Below are 21,583 nucleotides of genomic sequence, written 5' to 3'. Positions count from 1 at the left end.
CCGCCCGCGAGCGCACCTGCCGCAGTGCCGGCGCGCCAGAGCGTGGCTGCGCTCAGCGCGCCCGCCACTGCGGCGCCGCGCCTGCCGGGCAGCGTGCCGGTTTCGCCGCGCCGCCGGCGCGGCGCGCGCGACACAAGTCGGGCCCCGGCCGCCGTGTATTCCGCAGCACCGGCAGTCCCCACGGCAACGGTGCCGCCGGCTGCCGCCGCGCCGCTCGCCGCCGCCGTGATTGACGGCCCCGCCTATCACCGCGTGCTGATCCGCGCACCGGGTGCAATCGACGATCTGCAACTGGTGCAGGCGCCGATTACCGCGCCGGCCGCGGGCGAGGTGCAAATCGCAATCGAGGCGTTCTCGCTGAATTTCGGCGACCTGCTTTGCGTGTCCGGGCTGTATCCGACCATGCCGGCGTACCCGTTCACGCCCGGCTTCGAGGTCAGCGGCACGGTGCGCGCGCTCGGCGCCGGCGTCAGCGGCCTGGCGGTCGGCGATGCGGTGATCGCTCTCATGGGCGTGAACCTGGGCGGCCATGCCAGCCTGGTCAACTGCGACGCCGCGCTGGTTTTCCACAAGCCGGCATCGTTGACATTTGAACAGGCCTGCGCGCTGCCTTCGGTCGCGCTGACCATGATCGACGCATTCCGGCGCGCGCGCCTGCAACCCGGCGAGCGCGTGCTGATCCAGACCGCGACCGGCGGCACCGGCCTGATCGCGGTGCAGCTGGCCAAGGCGCAGGGCGCGCAGATCATCGCCACGGCCGGCTCGGCGCAGAAGCTCGATTACCTGCGCGGCCTGGGCGTGACGGAGCTGATCAACTACCGCGAGCAGGATTTCGAGGCCGAAGTGCTGCGCATGACGCAGGGCCAGGGCGTCGATGTGGTCATCAACACGCTGGGCGGCGATGCGCTGCAGAAGGGCATGAACTGCCTGGCGCCGGGCGGGCGCTATATCGAGATCGCGATGACGGCGCTGAAGTCGGCGCGCACCGTGGATCTGTCGGTGCTCAGCAACAACCAGACCTTCCACAGCGTGGACCTGCGCAAGCTCGGCATGCGCAATCCGGCACTGCTGGCCGAGTACCGGCGCGAACTGCTGCAGCTGGCCGATGCCGGCGTGATCGCGCCGACCATCAGCGCGGTGCTGCCGCTGGAACGCATCCGCGAAGCCTACCAGCTGCTGCAGGACCGCCGCACCATCGGCAAGGTCGTGGTCGCGGTGACGGCAGCGTACCGGGTGCAGGACGGCGCGCGCGGCACCGCGCCGCAGGCCGCCGGCGTGCGCACGCGCGAGCCCATCGCCGTGATCGGCATGAGCGGCCGCTACGGCGCCGCGCGCAATCTCGACAGCCTGTGGCAGGCCCTGGCCGAAGGCCGCAGCCTGGTGCTGCCGGTGACGCGCTGGGATCTGTCGCAGATCTATCCGGAGCAGAACGACGACACCGCGCTGCGCGCGGCGCTGCTCAGCGACATCGACGAGTTCGATCCGCTGGTGTTCAACATCTCGGGCACCGAAGCGACCTACATGGATCCGCAGCAGCGCCTGTTCCTGCAGGAAGCCTGGACTGCACTGGAAGACGCCGGCTATGTCGGTTCGGCGGTGGAAGGGCAGTCCTTCGGCGTCTACGTCGGTTCCGGCGGCGGCGACTATGCCAACGTGTTTGAAGGCGCGCCGGCGCAGGCGTTCTGGGGCAATGCCGATTCGGTGATTCCGGCGCGGCTGTCGTATTACCTCAACCTGCAGGGGCCGGCGGTCACGGTCGACACGGCCTGTTCCAGTTCGCTGGTCGCGACCCATCTGGCCTGCCAGGGGCTGTGGACCGGCGAGATCCGCATGGCCCTGACCGGCGGCGTGTTCGTCAATTGCACGCCGGCGTTCTTCGTCGCGTCCGCGCGCGCCGGCATGCTGTCGCCGACCGGCCGCTGCTACACCTTCGACGACCGCGCCGATGGCTTCGTCACCGGCGAAGGCGTCGGCGCCGTGGTGCTTAAGCGCCTGGCCGACGCGCTGGCCGACGGCGATCACGTGCACGGCGTGATCCGCGCCTCGGGCATCAACCAGGATGGCACCACCCACGGCATTACCGCGCCCAGCGCCGTATCGCAGGAGCGCCTGGAGCGCCAGGTCTACGACGATTTCGGCATCGATCCGGAAACCATCCAGCTGGTCGAGGCGCACGGCACCGGCACCAAGCTCGGCGACCCCATCGAGTTCCGCGCGCTGACCGCCGCATTCCGCCGCAGCACCCAGCGCAGCGGCTACTGCGCGCTGGGCTCGATCAAGACCAACATCGGCCACGCGGCCGCCGCGGCCGGCGTCGCCAGCCTGCTCAAGGTGCTGCTGGCGCTGCGTCACAAGCAGATGCCGCCGTCGCTGAACTTCGAGCGCGGCAACAGCCACATCGACTTCGCCGGCAGCCCGTTTTTCGTCAACACCGCGCTGCGCCGCTGGGATGCGCCGGCCGGTCAGCCGCGCCGTGCGGCGATCAGCTCGTTCGGCTTCAGCGGCACCAACGCGCACCTGGTCATCGACGAGGCGCCGGCGCGGCTGCGCCGGGCGCGGCCGCGGCCGGCCTATCTGATGGCGCTGTCGGCGCGCTCGCCCGAACAGTTGCGCCAGCAGGCGCAGCAGCTGCACGACTGGCTGGACGGCAACAGCGCCGATGCCGGCGACATCAGCCACACCTTGCTGCTGGGCCGGCGCCACTTCGTCTGCCGCCTGGCCTGCGTGGTCGGCGATACGGCGCAGCTGCGCCAGCGGCTGGCCGGCTGGCTGCAGCGCGGCGACAGCGCCGGCCTGCATCTGTCCGACCCGGAAGGCACCCCGCACAGCGCCGGCGAAGCACCGGACCTGGCCGGCAGCGAGCACCTGCCGGCCGCTGCGCTGCGCGAGCGCCTGGAGGCGGCGGCACAGCATTTCGCCAAGGATGGACGTGTGGATTTTGCGCCGCTGTTCGCCGCGGGCGATTGCAGCCGCATTCCGCTGCCGACCTATCCATTCGCGCGGGAGCGCTATTGGGCGCCGCCGCGGGCCGCTGCCGCCGTACCGGTGGAAGTGTTCGCCAGCGAGGAATCCAGCGGTGCGGAGGAACAGTTCCGCGCCAGCGCGCAGTCCGGGAGCGCAGCGTCATGGCAGACGCCGCCCGCTGAAGCGGCCGCGCCGGTGCAGGACGAATCGCGCATCCCGCTGCTGTTCCAGGAAAGCTGGCAGCCCGCCGCCGTGGAAGGCGGCGCGCGCACGGCCGGCAAGCTGCTTTGCCTGCTGTCGGATCCGCGCCAGCAAGCCGTGCTGCGCGCCACCCTGGCCGAGCTGTCGCCGGCACTGGAAGTGGTGTTCCTGGCCCGCGGGGAAGCGCCGGATTCCGCCGCGCTGCGTGTCGCCGACGATCGTCTGGACGACTACGCCGCGGCGCTGGAGCAGCTGCGGCAGCAGCACAGCCGTTTCGACGGCGTGTGGTATCTGTGGCCGCTGGAGCAGCCGGAACTGGTGCGCGACTACGCGCCCATCGTGCTGCTGGTGCAGGCCCTGGCCATGACCCAGCTCGGCGCGGCGCGTCTGCTGCTGGTCAGCGAATGCCACGACGGGCTGGAACATTGCTATGCGGAATCCTGGATCGCGCTGGAGCGCAGCCTGAAGATGGTGCTGGCGCAGACGCGCCCGGCGGTCATCATCGGTGCGGCAGAAGGCGTGGGCGCGCTGGACATGGCGCGCTGGAGCCGCCAGCTGTGGCAGGAACAGCATGCGCTCAAGCCCGAAAGCGCCTGGTATACGGCGCAGGGGCGGCAGGTGCTGCGCGTGCAGCCGTATGCGCCGGCAGCGACGCCGGGCGCGCTGCGCCACGGCGGCACCTACCTCATCACCGGCGGCCTCGGCGGCATAGGCCTGGTGTTCGCGCGCCATCTGGCGCGCACCTACGCGGCGAAACTGATCCTGATTGGCCGTTCCGCGCTGGACGAGACGCGCCAGGCGCATCTGCGCGAACTCGAAGCGGCCGGCGGGCAGGTGATGTATCTGCCCTGCGATGTCGGCGACGTGATGGCGCTGGGGGCGGCGCTGGGCCAGGCACGCGAGCGTTTCGGCGCCATCCACGGCGTGCTGCATTCGGCCGGCATCGACGGCGAGAAGCATCTGCTGTCCAAGCGCGTGGACGAATTCGAGGCGGTAATCGCGCCCAAGGTCGCCGGCACGCTCGCGCTGGACGCGGCGCTGGAGCACGACGCGCTGGATTTCGTCTGCCATTTCTCCTCGGCCTCGGCCGTGCTCGGCGATTTCGGTTCCTGCGACTACGCCCTGGGCAACCGCTTCCAGATGGCCCATGCGGTCTATGCCCAGCGCCAGCGCCAGAGCGATTCCAGCCGGCCCAAGACCCTGGCCATCCTGTGGCCCCTGTGGCGCGATGGCGGCATGCGCCTGGAAGCCGACGAAACCACGCACCTGTACCTCAAGAGCAGCGGCCAGCGCGCGTTTGAAGCCGACGAAGGCGTGGCGGTACTGGAACAGCTGCTGGGCGTGGATGCGCCGCACGTGCTGGTGATGACCGGCAATCGCGAGCGCATCTGCGGTTATCTCGGCGTCAAGGCGCCGGCGGCCGTGCCGGCGCCGCCACGCGCCGCGGCAGCCGTGGCCACGGGCGCACGGCGCAGCGAGCTGGCCGGCCTGGACCTGCCGCAGTGCGTGGCCTGGGACCTCGCCGAACTGGCCGCGAAGCTGCTGCGCCTGCCGCGCGCGCGTCTCAGCGCACAGGAAAACCTGGCCGACTTCGGCTTCGATTCCCTGAGCCTGGCGGAATTCGCCGAACGCCTCAGCGCGCACTTCGGCCTGCCGGTGACGCCGTCGCTGTTTTTCAAGTACGGCACGCTGGGCAAGCTGGCCGGATTCTTCGTGCAGACGCACGCGGCCGCGCTGCAGTCTTTCTATGGCAGCGCCGATTCCGCCGCCGCCAGGCCCGCCGCAACCGCTCCCGCCCGTGCGCGGCCGGTGCAGGCGCAGCGGGAATCCGCGCCGGCCGCAGCGGCGTCGCCGGACCGGGCCGAGCCCATCGCAATCGTCGGCCTGAGCGGCCGCTTCCCGCAGGCGCGCTCGGTCGACGAGCTGTGGCAGATCCTGTCCGAGGGCCGCGATGCGGTGACGGAAATCCCGGCCGAACGCTTCGACTGGCGCGACTATTACGACAGCGCGAGCGGCCCGCAGGCCACGACCAGCAACAGCAAGTGGCTGGGTGCGTTGCCCGGTGTGGCCGAGTTCGACCCGGCCTTCTTCGAGATCTCGCCGCGCGAAGCCGCGCTGATGGATCCGCGCCAGCGCCTGCTGCTGCAGGAGGCATACAAGGCGCTGGAAGATGCCGGCTACGGCGACGCGCAATTGCAGCGCCAGCGCGTCGGCATGTTCGTCGGCGTGGAGCAGGGCGACTACGAGCAGCTGCTGCGCGACGCGGGCTCGCTGATCGGCAGCAACGATGCGATCCTCGCGGCGCGGCTGTCGTATGCGCTGAACCTGCGCGGCCCGGCCATGGCGATCAACACGGCCTGTTCCTCGGGCCTGGTCGCGGCGCACCAGGCAGTGCTGAGCCTGCGCGCGGGCGAGTGCGATGCCGCGGTCGCGGCCGGTGTCAGTGTCACGCTCACGCCGGGCAGCTTCGTCGGCATGACCCAGGCCGGCATGCTGTCGCCGACCGGCCGCTGCCGCGCGTTCGACCGCGCCGCCGACGGCATGGTGCCGGGCGAGGCGATCGTGGCGCTGGTGTTCAAGCGCCTGAGCCAGGCGCAGCGCGACGGCGACGTGATCCACGCGCTGGTGCGCGCCAGCGGCATCAACTACGACGGCAAGACCAACGGCATCACCGCACCCAACGGCGGCGCGCAGGCGGAACTGATCCAGGCCGTGCTGGCCCAGGCGCAGCTGCCGGCGACGGCGATCGAGTACATCGTCAGCCACGGCACCGGCACGCGGCTGGGCGATCCGGTGGAGATCAATGCGCTGAGCGAAGTGTTCCCGGTGCGCGAGGCGCCGTACTGTGCGCTGACCTCGACCAAGAGCAACCTGGGCCACACCTTCGCGGCCTCGGGCCTGGTCAGCCTGGTCAGCCTGGTGCTGGCACTGCGCCACGAGACGATCCCGGCCAGCCTGCACTGCACCCAGCCCAGCGACTACGTCGACTGGGCGCGCAGTCCGTTCTATGTCAACACCGCCAACCGCGCCTGGCCGCGCCGCGAACAGCCGCGCTTCGGCGCGCTGAGCAGCTTCGGCATCAGCGGCACGAATGCGCACATGATCGTGCAGAGCTGGGACGAGGTTGCACCGGCGGCGGTGCCGGCGGCACCGTGCCTGGCGCTGTGCCTGTCGGCGCGCAGCGAAGAGGCGCTGCGCCGCCGCGTGGAAGACCTGCTCGCACAGCTGCGCGGCCAGGCGGTGGACAACGCCACGCTGTGGGCGATCAGTTACACCCTGTGGTGCGCGCGCCAGCATCATGCGCACCGCGTCGCGGTCGTGGTGCGCGATGCGGCGCAGGCGACAGCGCTGCTGCAGGCCTGGCTGGCCGGCGACGCCGGTCCGAACGTGCTGCGCGGCAAGGTCGCGCGGGACTTCAGCGGCCAGGCGGCGATGCGCCTGTTCGGCGAGGAACTGCTGGGCCGCCTGCCCACGCTGAGCGATGCGGCCGCCTGCCAGCAGGCGCTGCAGGGGCTGGCGGAACTGTATTGCCAGGGCTATGCGCTGGACTGGGCCCAGGCCTACGGCGCGCAGCCGCCGCGGCGTGTCGCGCTGCCGACGTATCCGTTTGCGAGAGAGACGTACTGGCTGCCGGCCAGCGTCGGCAAACCGCTGCGCCGGGCCGCGGCCGCCGCGGCCGCCGATACGGCCGACGGCGACGATGCCGATTACGCCGAAGCCGAAGCACTCCACGACGGCGAGACGGGCGACAGCGCAGCGCCGGCCGCAAATGCCGCCGATGCGGCGGCCCTGCGCCGCCTGCTGGATTTCGGCGCCTTGCGCCAGCGCATGGATGCCGCGGTGCAGGAACGTGCCGGCGTGGTCGCCCAGGCGGCGGACCTGTTCGAGGACCTGGGCCGGCGCTCGCACGACATGGAGCAGGCCCTGGCCAAGCTGCTGTTCGCCCAGGTGCTGCGCAGCGGCCTGTTCGCCGATGCGGCCATCCGCATCGATGCCGAACTGCCCAAGGTCGATGCGCTGTACCACCGCTGGCTGGAGGAAACCGCGCGCATCCTGGTGCGCTACGGTTATCTCGCCGCCGACGGCGAGGGCTTCCGCATCGCGCGCGCGATCGATCCCGCGGCGGCCTGGGCCGAGTGGGACGCGGCGCGGCCGGTCTGGTTCGCCGATGCCGATTTGGCCGCCCAGGCCCAGTTGGTCGAGGCGATGCTGCGCAACCTGCCCGAGATCCTCAAAGGCACGCTGCCGTCCACCGACATCATGTTCCAGGGCGCGTCCATGACCAAGGTCGAGGGCGTCTACAAGGACAACCTCGGCGCGGATTATTTCAATGCAGTGGTCGCCGACGTGGTCGTGGCCTATCTGCAGGAACGCCTGGCCACGGCGGCCGCGAACGGCGTGCCCATGCAGCCGCTGCGCCTGCTGGAGATCGGTGCCGGCACCGGCGGCACCAGCGCGATGGTGCTGGCGCGGCTGCAGCCGTATCACGCGCACATTGCCGAGTACTGCTATACCGACATCTCGCGCGCGTTCCTGTCCCACGCCAAGAACACCTTCGGCGCGGCGAATCCGTTCCTGAATTACCAATTGTTCAATGTGGAGAAAGATCCGTCCGGCCAGGGGCTGGACATCGGCGCTTACGATCTCGCGATCGCGACCAACGTACTCCACGCCACCAGCAACATCCGCAACACCCTGCGCAGCGCCAAGGCCATGCTCGGCGCCGCCGGCGTGCTGGTCATCAACGAGATGGCCGGCGGCGGCAACCTGTTCACCCATCTCACCTTCGGCCTGATGAAAGGCTGGTGGTTGTTCGAGGACGCCGAGCTGCGCGTGCCCGGTTCGCCCGGCGTGCTGCCGGAAACCTGGCAGCGCGTGCTGGGCGAGGAAGGTTATGCGCCGGTGGAATTCCCGGCGCAGGCGGCGCTGAAGCTGGGCCAGCAGGTGATCGTCGCGCGCAGCGACGGCCTGCAACTGGTCGATGGCGAGTGGCGCGAGCCGGCACGGCCGGCCGCGGCGCCGGCGGCGGCGGCGTCGGGCAGCGGCGGCAAGCCGCGCCGTGCCGCGCTCAAGGGCCTGAACACGCGCCAGTGCCTGGAAGCCGAGCTGCGCGAGCAGATCAGCGAACTGTTGCTGCTGCCGCTGGAAAAGCTCGATCCGGACGAGAACCTGGCCGATATCGGCTTCGACTCCATCAGCCTGATGGGCTTTGCCCAGCGCCTGACCCAGTACTACGGCGTGCCGGTCACGCCGGCGCTGTTCTTCAGCCATACCACCCAGGCGCGCCTGGTGAACTGGTACATGAGCGAGCACGGCGCGGCGATCGAAGCGTTCTATCGCGACAAGGACACCGCGGCCAAGGCAACCGCCGCGCGTCCGGCGCGGACCGCGGCGGTGCGCCGGCCGGCCGCTGCCGACGCCGACGCCGCTACGGCTGGCGCGGCGATAGCCGGCGACGCGATCGCCGTCATCGGCATGAGCGGGCGCTTCCCGCAGGCGCGCACGGTCGATGAGTTGTGGGAAATCCTGCGCGACGGCCGCAACGCGGTCGAGGAAATTCCGGCCGAGCGCTGGGACTGGCGCAGCTTCGCCGGCAGCGGCCCGGCCGCGTCCGGCATTGCCGGCCGCTGGCTGGGTGCGGTGCCGGGCGTGGCCGAGTTCGATCCGCTGTTCTTTGAAATCGCCCCGCGCGAGGCCGAGCTGATGGATCCGCGCCAGCGCCTGCTGCTGCAGGAGGCGTACAAGGCGCTGGAAGACGCCGCCTACGGCGCACCGGCGCTGCGCGCGGACCGCGTCGGCATCTTCGTCGGCGTGGAGCAGGGCGACTACCAGGGCCTGGTGGCCGAACGCGGCACGCTGACCGCCAATCACGAAGGCATACTCGCCGCGCGCCTGGCCTATGTGCTGAACCTGCGCGGGCCGGCCATGGCGATCAACACGGCCTGTTCCTCGGGCCTGGTCGCCGCGCACCAGGCCTGCCTCAGCCTGCGCGCCGACGAATGCGATGCGGCCATCGCCGCCGGCGTCAACCTGATGCTGACGCCGCAGAACTACATCGCCATGAGCCAGGCCGGCATGTTGTCGCCGGACGGCCGCTGCTACGCCTTCGACCGCCGCGCCAACGGCATGGTGCCGGCCGAGGCGGTGGTCGCGCTGGTGTTCAAGCGCCTGTCCAGGGCCCAGGCCGACGGCAACCGCATCTACGCGGTGATCGAGGCCAGCGGCCTGAATTACGACGGCAAGACCAACGGCATCACCGCGCCCAGCGGCGTGGCCCAGACCGAACTGATCCGCGGCATCCATCGGCGCTACGGCATCGCCGCGCGCTCGGTGCAGTACGTGGTCACCCACGGCACCGGCACGCGCCTGGGTGATCCCATCGAGATCAACGCACTCAACGATGCGTTCAAGGACGGCGGCAGCGACACCGGCTACTGCGCCATTACCTCGACCAAGTCCAACCTCGGCCACAGCTTCGCCGCCTCGGGCCTGGTCAACCTGGTCAGCCTGGTACAGGCGCTGCGCCACGCGCAGATCCCGGCCAGCCTGCACGCCGATCAGGCCAGCGACTACATCGAATGGGCGCGCAGCCCGTTCTTCGTCAACCAGTCCCTGCGCGACTGGCCGCCGGGCCATGGCGGCCCGCGCCGCGGCGCGGTCAGCGCGTTCGGCATGAGCGGTACCAATGTGCACATGATCGTGCGCGAATACACCGCGCCGGCCGTACCGGCCGCGGCGCCCGCGCCGGTGCTGCTGGTGCTTTCGGCGCGGACCGAAACGGCGCTGCAGCAGCGCGCGGCGGACCTGGCCCAGGCCCTGGCCGGGCGCAGCTGGGATGCGTCCGGCATGGCTGCTGTCAGCTATACGCTGCTCTGCGGCCGCCAGCATTTCGCCCACCGCGCGGCGCTGGTCGCCAGCGACGCCGAACACGCGCAGGAACTGCTGCGCCGCTTCAACGGCGCGGCGCCTACGCCGAACCTGTTCCGCGGCAAGGTCGCGCGCGAATTCGCCGCGCAGAAGGCGCTGGCGCACTACGCCGAGGACCTGCTCGGCAAGGCCGCCGGCCTGGCCGGCGACGGGGAGGCCTATCACGAACTGCTCGGCGCCCTGGCGGACGTCTATTGCCAGGGCTATGCGCTGGACTGGGCACGCCTGTTCGGCGCGGCCCGGCCGCTGCCGGTCAGCCTGCCGGGCTATCCGTTTGCGCGCGAGCGGATCTGGATAGAACCCTCGCCCGCGGCGGCGGTTGCGGCGCCGGCCGCGTCCGCGCCGCAGCTGCATCCGCTGCTGCACAGCAATGCTTCCACCCTGGCCGGGCAGCGCTACAGCGCGCGCTTCAGCGGCGAGGAATTCTTCCTGCGCGACCACGTGATCCAGGGCCGCCGCCTGCTGCCCGGCGTGGCCTGCCTGGAAATGGCCCGCGCGGCCGTAGCCGATGCGCTGGGCCCGGACGATACCGGTGCGGCGGCCAGCCTCGTGCTGAAGAACGTCGTCTGGTCGCGGCCGCTGGCGGTGGACGATGCGCCGGTCGCGGTGGAAGTGGACGTGGAAGCGACCGACGACGCGGTGAGCTTCGCGATCTACAGCCAGGCTGCGGGCGGCGCCGCGGTACTGCATGCCCAGGGCCTGGCCCAGGCCGTGCCGGCGGCATCGGCGGCGCCGCTGGACCTGGCCGCCGTGGCCGCGCGCTGCGGCACGGTGTTCGACGCGGCGGCCTGCTACGCCTCCTTCGGCGCGGCCGGTATTGCATTCGGCCCGGCCCTGCGCGGACTGCAGCGCGTCGCCGTGGGCAATGGCGAGGCGCTGGCCGACGTCGCGCTGCCCGACAGCGTCGCTGCGGGGGCAGGGCGTTTCGTGCTGCATCCCAGCCTGCTCGACAGCTGCCTGCAGGCGGCCGTGGGCCTGGAACTGGCCGCGGCGCGCGACGGCGCGACGCCGCAGGCCAGCCTGCCGTTCGCGCTGGAATCGGTGGAGGTGCTTGCGCCGCTGCCGGCGCAGCTGCGGGTGCACCTGCGCGAGGCTGCTGTGGCCGATGCGCGCCTGCGACGGCTGGATTTCGACATCTGCGCGCCGGACGGGCAGCTCTGCCTGCGCCTGCGCGGCTTTTCCTCGCGCGTGGCCGTGGCAGAGGCCGCGGCGGAACTGCTGCTGTTGCAGCCGCGCTGGCGCGCGCTGCCCGCGGCGGCCGGCCCGGCGGACCGCCGCGTCGTACTGCTGTGCGGCTGGGAGGCAGGCATGGCGGCGGCGCTGCGTGCGGCGCTGGCCGATACCCGCTGCCTGGTGCTGCAACCCGGCGGCGACCTGGCCGCGGATTACACCGCGGCCGCCGCCGCGCTGCTGGAGCTGCTGCGCGAACTGGCCGCGGAACGCGGCCAGGGCGTGACCGTGCTGCAGGTCGTGGTACCCGCCGGCCAGGCGCATTTCGCCGGCCTCGCTGCGATGCTGAAAACGGCCCAGATGGAGCATGCGCACCTGGCCGGCCAGCTGATCCAGCTGGCCCCCGGCGAACCCGCCGAGCTGGCCCGGCAGCTGGCGCAGAGCCCGGCCGGTGCGGCCGAACTGCGTCATCGCGACGGCGCCTGGCAGTGGCGCGGCTGGGAAGCCGCGGCCGATGCCGCGGCCGCCGGCCTGCCGTGGAAGACCGGCGGCGTCTACCTGCTCAGCGGCGGTGCCGGCGGGCTGGGCCTGCTGCTGGCGCGGGAGATCGCCAGCCGCGCCGAAGGCGTGCATCTGGTACTGGCCGGCCGCTCCGAGCTGGGCGATGCGCAGCGCCGCGCGCTGGACGAACTGCGCACGCTCGCGGCGTCGGTCGACTATCGCCGCGTCGACCTGGCCGACGCCGCCGCGGTGGAGGCGCTGGTCGCCGCCACCGTACAAGCGCACGGCGCCGTGCACGGCGTGCTGCATATCGCCGGCGTGGTGCAGGACAACTATCTGGTGCGCAAGACGCGGCAGGAACTGGACGCGGTGTTCGCGCCCAAGGTGCAGGGCCTGGTCAACCTCGACGCCGCCACGCGGCACCAGCCGCTGGACCTGTTCGTGCTGTTTTCCTCGGTCGCCGGCGCGCTGGGCAATGCCGGCCAGGCCGACTACGCCGCAGCGAACGCCTTCATGGACACGTTCGCGCGCGAACGCGCGGCGCAGGTGGCGGCGGGCACGCGCCAGGGCCGCAGTCTTTCGGTCAACTGGCCGCTCTGGGCCGACGGCGGCATGGTCATCGACGAGGCGACCCAGACTCTGCTGCGCAGCCGCTTCGGCCTGCAGGCGCTGGACCGCGCCCGCGGCCTGGAGGCGTTCTACCGCGCCCTGGCCGGTACGGCGGAACAGGTGCTGGTGCTGTACGGCACGCTGGGCCGGGTGCGCCAGGGCCTGACCGCCGAGCTGCCGCCGCAGGCGGCTGCACCGGCGCCGGCCACGGCCAGTGCGCCCGCGGCCGGGACGGTAGACGCGGCGGCGCTGGCCGCTGCCGTCGCCGACGAGCTGCTGCAGGAAATCTCGCAGATGCTCAAGGTCAAGCGCAGCGACCTGGACGTCGATGCGGAACTGAGCGAGTACGGCTTCGATTCGATCAACCTGACCGGACTGGCCAACCGCCTCAACGCCCGCTTTGAACTGGCGCTGATGCCGACCGTGTTCTTTGAATACCCGACCGTGCGCGGTCTTGCCGGCCACCTGGCCGGTACCAGCGCGGCGCGGTTTGCACACCTGGTCGCGGGGGCGGCAGCGGCCGCCGGGGCGACGCCGGCGCTCGCCGATACGACGCCGCTGCCTGCGCTGGAAACGTTTGCGGCCGAGCCGGCCCCCTTCGCGACAGCGCGCCAGGCCGGCCGCCGCCGCGCTGCGCCGGCCGTCGCCAGTGCGCCGGCGCCGGTTGCATCCGCGCCCGCCGCGGCCGATCCGATCGTCGTGATCGGCATGAGCGGCCGCTTCCCGCAGGCGGACGATCTTGCCGCGTTCTGGGACAACCTGGTCCAGGGCCGCGACTGCATCGAGGAAATCCCGCCGTCGCGCTGGGACTGGCGCGCGTTCGACGGCGATCCGACCCGCGAAGCGAACAAGACGAACTCGCGCTGGGGCGGCTTCATCAGCGGTGTCGACGAATTCGACCCGCTGTTCTTCGGCATCTCGCCGCGCGAAGCCGTGCTGATGGATCCGCAGCAGCGCCTGCTGATGCAGTTCGCCTGGGCCGCGATCGAGGATGCCGGCTATGCGCCGTCGCAGCTGTCCGGCAGCCAGACCGGCATCTTCGTCGGCACCGCGGACAGCGGCTACAGCTCGCTGTCGGCCTATGCCCAGGCGGGCATCGAAGGCTATTCCTCCACGGGTTCGGTGCCTTCGGTCGGTCCCAACCGCACCAGCTTCTTCCTTAACCTGCACGGTCCCAGCGAGCCGGTGGAGACGGCCTGTTCGTCCTCGCTGGTCGCGATCCACCGCGCCGTGCTGGCGATCCAGAGCGGCAGCTGCGACCTGGCCCTGGCCGGCGGCGTGCAGACCATCATCACGCCGACCCTGCACATCAGCTTCAGCAAGGCCGGCATGCTCAGCGGCGACGGCCGCTGCAAGACCTTCTCCGACAAGGCCGACGGCTATGTGCGCGGCGAAGGGGTGGGAATGCTGCTGCTGAAGAAGCGCTCGGCCGCCGAGGCCGACCGCGATCCGATCCGCGGCGTGATCCTGGCCGCGGCGGAAAATCACGGCGGCCGCGCCAATTCGCTGACCGCGCCCAATCCCAAGGCCCAGGCCGAACTGCTCAAGAGCGCCTACCGCCGCGCCGGGATAGACCCGCGCACGGTCGGCTATATCGAAGCGCACGGCACCGGCACGGAACTCGGCGACCCGGTGGAGGTGAACGCGCTCAAGGCGGCGTTCGCCGCGCTGTATGCGGAAACGCCGGGGGCGGCGCCGCAGCCGGGCCAGACCGCCCTGGGCACGGTGAAGAGCAATATCGGCCACCTGGAACTCGCGGCCGGCGTCGCTGGCGTCATCAAGCTGCTGCTGCAGCTCAAGCACCGCACCCTGGTGCGTTCGCTGCATTGCGAGCGCCTGAATCCGTACATCGATTTCGCCGGCAGCCCGTTCGACGTGGTGCGCAGCCGGCGCGACTGGCCGGCACCGCGCGACGCCGCCGGCAACCCGCTGCCGCGCCGCGGCGGCGTCAGCTCGTTCGGCTTCGGCGGGGCCAATGCGCACGTGGTGCTGGAGGAATACCCGGCGGCGGCGCCCACGCCGCGCGGCAGCGAGCCGGTGCTGGTCGTGCTGTCGGCGAAGAATGCCGAGCGGCTGCGCGCCCAGGCGCAAACCCTGGCCGCGGCCCTGGCCGCCGGCCGCTACGACGAGGCCGACCTGGCGGATATCGCCTACACCTTGCAGGTGGGCCGCGATGCGATGGACGAGCGCCTGGCGTTCGTCGCGGCCTCGCTGGCCGCACTGTGCGACACATTGCAGGCCTTTGCGCGCGACGGCGCCGCCGACGGCGTGCTCAGCGCGCGCGTGCGCCGCAGCAAGGACAGCCTGGCCGGCGAATCCGCCGCCGGCGTGGAGGCCGCACTGGCCGCCCGCGACAGCCAGGCCCTGCTGAACGCCTGGGTGCACGGCGCCGAGGTGGCCTGGGCCCGTTGGCACGGCGCTGTACTGCCGCGCCGCATCAGCCTGCCCAGCTATGCATTTGCCCGCACCCGCTACTGGGTGCTGCCGACGGTACCGCCGGCGGGCAGGGCGGTGCCGGCGGCGGCCGCTGCGGCCGCGCCAGCGGCGGCGCCGGTCGTGGATATGGCGCCGGCGGCTGTCGCGGCAGGTGCTGCCGCGTCTGCGCCGGGACCGGCGCCGGCGGTGTCCGTGACAGCAGTGCCCGTGCCGGCCGCGGCGCCTCGCGTGCCTGTACCGGCCGCGGCGCCGGCGATGTCCGCTGCGCCCGCAGCGCCGGTTGCCGGTGCTGCCGCGTCCACTGGCGGCCAGCCCGCTACCGCTGCGGTTGCCGCGGGCGAGGCGCGCGCCAAGCCGCGCGGCATTGCGCTGGGGCCTGCCGCTGCGGCGGCGGCCCCGGCGGATGCCGGCGCGCCGGCCGCGCGCGTAACCTTGAATCCGCTGAGCACGGCGCCGCTGCAGGGCCGTTTGCCGCCGGCGGTGCGCGTCGCCGCGCCCGCCGCGGCGACGGCAATGCCGCAGCCGGCCGCCGTTGCGTCCGCGGCCGCACCGTTCGCTGCGGCGGCCGGCGACACGGGCGGCGACAGCGCGGGCGAGGCCGATCTGGCCGCGTTCATCGCCGGCGAGATGGCGCGTCGCGGCGTACAGCCGGAAACCGGCCGGCCCGCACCGCGCAAGGCTGCTGCTGCCGCAACGACGGCGGCACCGGCCCAGGTCTCCGCGCCTGTGCTGGTTGCCGGCGCCGCGCCGGCCGCGGTTGCCGTGGCGCCGTCCGGCGCGCGTGCGTCAGCCGTCCCGCCCACTGCGCCGGCCGGCGCGCAGCGCGCCGCCGCGGGCAGCGGCGAAGCGCTTGTGCTGCGCCTGCGCGGCAGCCTGTCCCGCGTGCTAGGACTGGATGCGGCCAGCATCGACGTGGCGGAAAAGTTCAGCGATGTCGGCCTGGATTCCATCGCGGCCAGCGAGTGGGTGCGGCTGGTCAATGCGGAGTTCGGCGTCGAGGTGAAAGCGACCAAGGTCTACGACCATCCGACGCTGGAGGACTTCGCGGCCTATCTGCAAAGCCAGCTCGGCGCCGTTGTGCCCGCGGCTGATGCCGTCGTGCCTTCGGCCGGCGCTGCTGCAGGGACGCCGGCGCCGGTTGCGGCAGCCGCTACGGTGATGGCTGCCGCGCCGGCAGTGGATGCGCTGCGGCCGCGTCTGCTCGCCAGCCTGAGCCGTGTGCTCGGCCTGGGCGAGGACCAGATCGGCACGGGCGAAAAGTTCAGCGATGTCGGCCTGGATTCCATCGCGGCCAGCGAGTGGGTGCGGCTGGTCAACGCCGAATTCGGCATCGAGGTGAAAGCGACCAAGGTCTACGACCATCCCACGCTGGAGGATTTCGCGGTTTATCTACAGACCCAGCTGGCTGCGGCTGTGCGCGAGGCCATGCCGGCGGCAGTGCCGGTTGCAGCTGTCGCGCCGTCCGCCGCCACTGCGGCCGTTGCGGTGGCCACGATTGCCGCAGCATCGTCGGCACCCGTGGCTGGCGGTTATCCCGCGGTGGCAGCAGTCCCGGCGGTGGCCGAACTGCTGCCGCGTCTGCTGGCCAGCCTGAGCCGCGTGCTCGGCCTGGGCGAGGACCAGATCGGCACGGGCGAAAAGTTCAGCGATGTGGGCCTGGATTCCATCGCGGCCAGCGAGTGGGTGCGGCTGGTCAACGCCGAATTCGGCGTCGAGGTGAAAGCGACCAAGGTCTACGACCATCCGACGCTGGAGGATTTCGCCGCGTATCTGCAAACCCAGCTGACGGCGGCAGTGCCGGTTGCGGCTGTCGCGCCGTCCGCCGCCACTGCGGCCGTTGCGGTGGCGACGATTGCCGCAGCATCGTCGGCACCCGTGGCTGGCGGTTATCCCGCGGTGGCAGCAGTCCCGGCGGTGGCCGAGCTGCTGCCGCGTCTGCTCGCCAGCCTGAGCCGCGTGCTCGGCCTGGGCGAGGACCAGATCGGCACGGGCGAAAAGTTCAGCGATGTGGGCCTGGATTCCATCGCGGCCAGCGAGTGGGTGCGGCTGGTCAACGCCGAGTTCGGCGTCGACGTGAAAGCGACCAAGGTCTACGACCATCCGACGCTGGAGGATTTCGCCGCGTATCTGCAAACCCAGCTGGCTGCGGCAGCCCCTGCGGCGGGTGCTGCGGCGATGACGACGGCAACGCCGGTTCCGGCTGCGCCGTCTGTAGCGCCGGCTGTGCCGGCCTGGGTTGCCGCGCCTTCGGCAGCACCGGTGGCCGGTGGCCATGCCGCAATCACCGCCGCAGCGTCCCTGGACGCAGTGCTGCCGCGCCTGCAGGACAGCCTCAGCCGCGTGCTGGCGCTGCCGGTCGATCTGATCGGCGTGGCCGACAAGTTCAGCGATGTGGGTCTGGATTCGATTGCGGCGAGCGAGTGGATACGGCTGGTCAACATCGAGTTCGGCGTCGACGTGAAAGCCACCAAGGTCTACGACCATCCGACGCTGGAGGATTTCGCGGCGTATCTGCAAACCCAGCTGGCTGCAGCACCCGCGGCGGGTGCTGCGGCGACGACGAGGACGGTGCCGGTAGCGGCCGTTGCGCCGTCCGTCGCATCGGCCGCAGCAGCGGCGGCGCCAGTTGTACCGGCTGCCGGCAGCGCTGCCGCAGCCGCGTCAGTCCCGGCCGTGGATGCGCTGCTGCCGCGTCTGCAGGACAGCCTCAGCCGCGTGCTCGCGCTGCCGGCGGACCTGATCGGCGTGGCGGAGAAGTTCAGCGATGTGGGCCTGGATTCGATTGCGGCCAGCGAATGGATCCGCCTGGTCAACGTCGAGTTCGGCACCGACATCAAGGCCACCAAGGTCTACGACCATCCGACGCTGGAAGACTTCGCCGCCCATCTGCACGGCCAGCTTGGTGCCATGGCGCCAGTCGCGGCAATGCAGCCCGCCGCGCCGGTGCTGGCTGCCGTGTCGCCAGTACCGGTGGCGGCGGCTGCGGCGCCGTCCGTAGCGGCGGCGCCTCGCAGCAATCCCGCCGCGGTAGCGGCAGCTGTGGCGGCGCCGGTCCGCACGGCGGCGGCACCGGCACAAGCAGCGGCGCCGGCCGTTCCCGCGCTGGAAGCCGCTGCCGTGTTTGCCGGTCCGGTCACGGCCGCGCAGCTGATGCCGCAGCTCACCGCCGCGCTCTGCCGCGTGCTCGGCCTGGTGCATGACAGCTTCGATCCCAGCGAGAAGTTCAGCGACATCGGCCTGGAATCGGTGACCGTGGTCGAGTGGATAGGCCTGGTCAACCAGCAATTCGGCCTGGAAATCGCGGCGACCAAGCTGTACGACCATCCGACCCTGCAGCAATTTGCCGACTTCCTCGCGGAGCGTCTGAACGCGGCGCCGCGCGCGGCCGTGCCTGCACCGGCCGCTGCTTCCGCTGCACCGGCCGCAGCGGCACCGCCGGCGGCGGCGCCCGCTGCCGCGCCGGCCGATGAAGCGCCGGTGGTCGAACTCAGCGAGATCGCGCCCTACGTCGCCCAGATCCGCATGCAGGACCGCGAAAGCAAGAACGGCAGCACCGCTGAGGTCGTCGCCGGCCTGCAACAGGCGTTCGCGGCGATCGACGCCGACAGCCACTTCAAGGTCGTGATCCTGACCGGCTATGACAGCTATTTCGCCACCGGCGGCACGCGCCAGGGCCTGGTCGCGATCCAGGAAGGGGAGTTCACCTACGACCAGACCGACTTCTACCGCCTGCCCATCGACTGCAAGCTGCCGGTCATCGCCGCGATGCAGGGGCATGGCATAGGCGCGGGCTGGGTCATGGGCATGGCCTGCGATTTCCCGGTGCTCAGCCGCGACAGCTATTACTCCACCAATTTCATGATGTTCGGCTTCACGCCGGGGGTGGGATCGACCCTGATCCTGCCGCACCGCTTCGGTCCCAACGTGGCCCAGGAGCTGCTGTTCACCGGCAAGCGCTACCGCGGTTCCGAGCTGGCGGAGAAGGGCGTCAGCTGTCCGGTGGTGCCGCGCACCGAGGTGATGGCCTACGCGATCGCGCTGGCCAGGGACCTGGCCAACTCGCCGCGCGAGGCGCTGATGCAGCTCAAGCGCCATATGGCCGAGGGCCTGCGCAGCCAGCTCGCCGATACAGTGCGCAAGGAACTGGCCATGCACCAGAAAACCTTCGTCGACCAGCCCGAGGTGCGCGAACGCATCGAGCGCCACTTCGGCGGCGACGAGGCTGCGGCCGCCGCGCCGGCCGCAGTGCCGGTCACGCCGGCCGCGCCGCGGACCATTGCGCTGCCGCCGCTGGCCGCGTCCGCCGCGGCGCCGGTTGCGGCACGCCAGGGCGTCGCCGAGGGCATCGCCGTGGTCGGCCTCAGCGTGCGCTTCCCCAAGGCGCGCAACAGCGAGGCGTTCTGGCGCAACATCGAAAGCGGCCGCAATTGCATCGAGGAAGTGCCGGCCACGCGCTGGGCCTGGCGCGATTTCCTCGGCAGCGGCGCCGATCCGGAGCGCACCGCGGCGCGCTGGGGCGCGTTCATCGACGGCATCAGCGAGTTCGATCCGCTGTTCTTCGGCATCTCGCCCAAGGATGCGCAGCAATTGCCGGCGCAGCAGCGCCTGCTGCTGACCCAGATCTGGGAGGCGCTGGAAGATGCCGCGATCACGCCGGCCCAGCTCGCCGCCCGGCCCACCGGCGTATTCCTCGCGATAGGCCCGGATGACGCCAGCGAAGCCAACATGGCCGCCCTGGTGCCGTCCATGCTGCCCAACCGCATTTCCTATGCGCTGGACCTGCGCGGCCCCAGCGAATACTGCGAGTCGGGCTGTGCCTCGGTCGCGGTCGCGCTGCACCGCGCGGCACAGGCAATACGCAGCGGCGAATGCGAGCAGGCCCTGGTCGCGGCGGTGCATCTGCTGTCGCCGGCCAGCTACGACGGCATCGACGAGACCGGCTTCCTCAGCGTCGACGGCGTGCCGCGGCCGTTCCAGGCCGATGCGAACGGCTATGTGCGCAGCGAAGGCGCCGGCGCGGTCGTGCTGCGGCCGCTGGCCCAGGCCATCGCCGACAACGACCTGATCTACGGCGTGATCCGCGGCACCGCGGTGCTGCATGGCGGCGGCAGCATGTCGCTGAGCACGCCGACGACGCTGGGCATGAAGACCGCGATGCAGCAGGCTTTCCGCGCCTCGGGCTTCGGCCCGGACAGCGTGAGCTATGTCGAGGCCCATGGCACCGCGTCCATGCTCAGCGATGCGATCGAGGCCAATGCATTGATCGCCGTCTACGGCGAACAGGCGCCGGCCGATGCCGCGCCGGTGCAGCTCAGCAGCCTGAAATCGTCCATAGGCCATTGCGAGATCGCCTCCGGCCTGGCCTCGCTGGCCAAGGTGCTGCTGGCGCTGCGCCACCGCGTGATCCCGGGAATTCCGCGCTTCGGCCAGGTCAACCAGGAAATCGAGCTGAAGGGCAGCCGTTTCGTGCTCGGCGCCGACAACCGGCCGTGGACGCCGCTGCGCGATGCGGCCGGCCGGCCGCTGCCGCGCCGGGCGGCGATCAACAGCTACGGCTATACCGGCGTCAACGGCCACCTGCTGGTGGAGGAATACCTGGCCCCGGCGAGCGAACGCACGCTGTCGGTGCAGCCGGAGATCGTGCTGCTGTCGGCGCGCAGCGCCGAGCGCCTGGCCGAGGTCGCCCGCCGCCTGCTCGCGTTCGTGCAGCAGATCGAGGACGGCACGCCGGCCCTGGCCGATATCGCCTACACCTTGCAGCGCGGCCGCGTCGCGCTGGAACACCGCCTGGCCCTGATCGTCGCCAGTGCGGCCGAGCTGCAGCTGGGGCTGCGCGATTTCCTCGCCGCGGCGCCGTCGGCGGTACCCAGCTACCAGGGTGTGGCCGAATCGCGCCGCGGTACGCGCAACAGCGCCGCGGTGCAGGCGGCGCTGGCCGCGCGCGACCAGGCGGCGCTGGCGCAGCTGTGGGCGCAGGGTGCCCAGGTTGACTGGGCCCCGCTGCAGGCCGGCCGCGACCTGCGCCGGCTGCATCTGCCGACGTATCCGTTCCCGCGCCTGGAACTGCCGCCGCCGCGGCCGCGGGCGCCGGGAACGCTGGCGCCGATGTCGCCGCCGGCGAGCGTGCCGGTGCAGGCGCGGCCCGGCGAAAGCGTGCGTGACTGCATCCGGCGCATCCTGGCCGAGCAGCTCAACGTCGACCCCGGCGTGATCCGGCCCCGCGAAACCTTCCGCTACTACGGCGCCGACTCCTACACCCTGGTGGCGCTGCAGCGCGGCCTGGAGCAGGCGTTCGGAGTCAGCCTGCTGATGCGCCAGATCGTGGAGAACATGAACCTGGAAGGTCTGGCCGGCCTGGTCGAGGCGGCCCTGCGCGCGGCGCCGGCCGGCACGGCGGCGGAGGCCGAAGCCAATCCGGCGGCGCCAGCCGCCGCGGCGGCGGAAGGCGACTACTGCGATCCGGCCGTGATCGCCGCCCTGGAACAGCTGGAGCAGGGCGAGGCCGGGCTGGACGACCTCAGCGCACTGCTGGCCCGCCTGGCGGCGGACCAGGCCCGTTCCTGAGCCCGCCGGCATCGTGGACAGGCAAGAAAAACAGCTGGAGCTTCATTGGTTTGGAACAATGATTTGGTTATTGTTATAACAATGGGGAAGGGGCGAGGACAGCAACGGTATTCCACTGTGCAATTGGCTAGATTGCGCGGTGGTGCCGTGGCCGGGCGTCCCGTCGATGGGGGCGGGCCGCCGGACGCGCGCTGGTGGCAGCCAGGCCCTT

General features: G+C 71.5%; 1 protein-coding gene. It reads left to right on the top strand.

Going from position 1 to position 21,583, the window contains the following annotated elements; genetic code table 11:
* Positions 1-42: 42 nt before the first annotated feature.
* Positions 43-21,372: an SDR family NAD(P)-dependent oxidoreductase gene (locus NM961_RS23010; protein WP_255916775.1), complete on the top strand. Its 21,330-nt coding sequence runs from the start codon at positions 43-45 to the stop codon at positions 21,370-21,372.
* The last annotated feature ends 211 nt before the right edge of the window (positions 21,373-21,583 follow it).

The sequence above is a fragment of the Tahibacter harae genome, from assembly GCF_024437735.1.
Classification (GTDB): Bacteria; Pseudomonadota; Gammaproteobacteria; order Xanthomonadales; family Rhodanobacteraceae; genus Tahibacter; species Tahibacter harae.
This window is presented reverse-complemented; position numbering and strand designations above follow the sequence as displayed.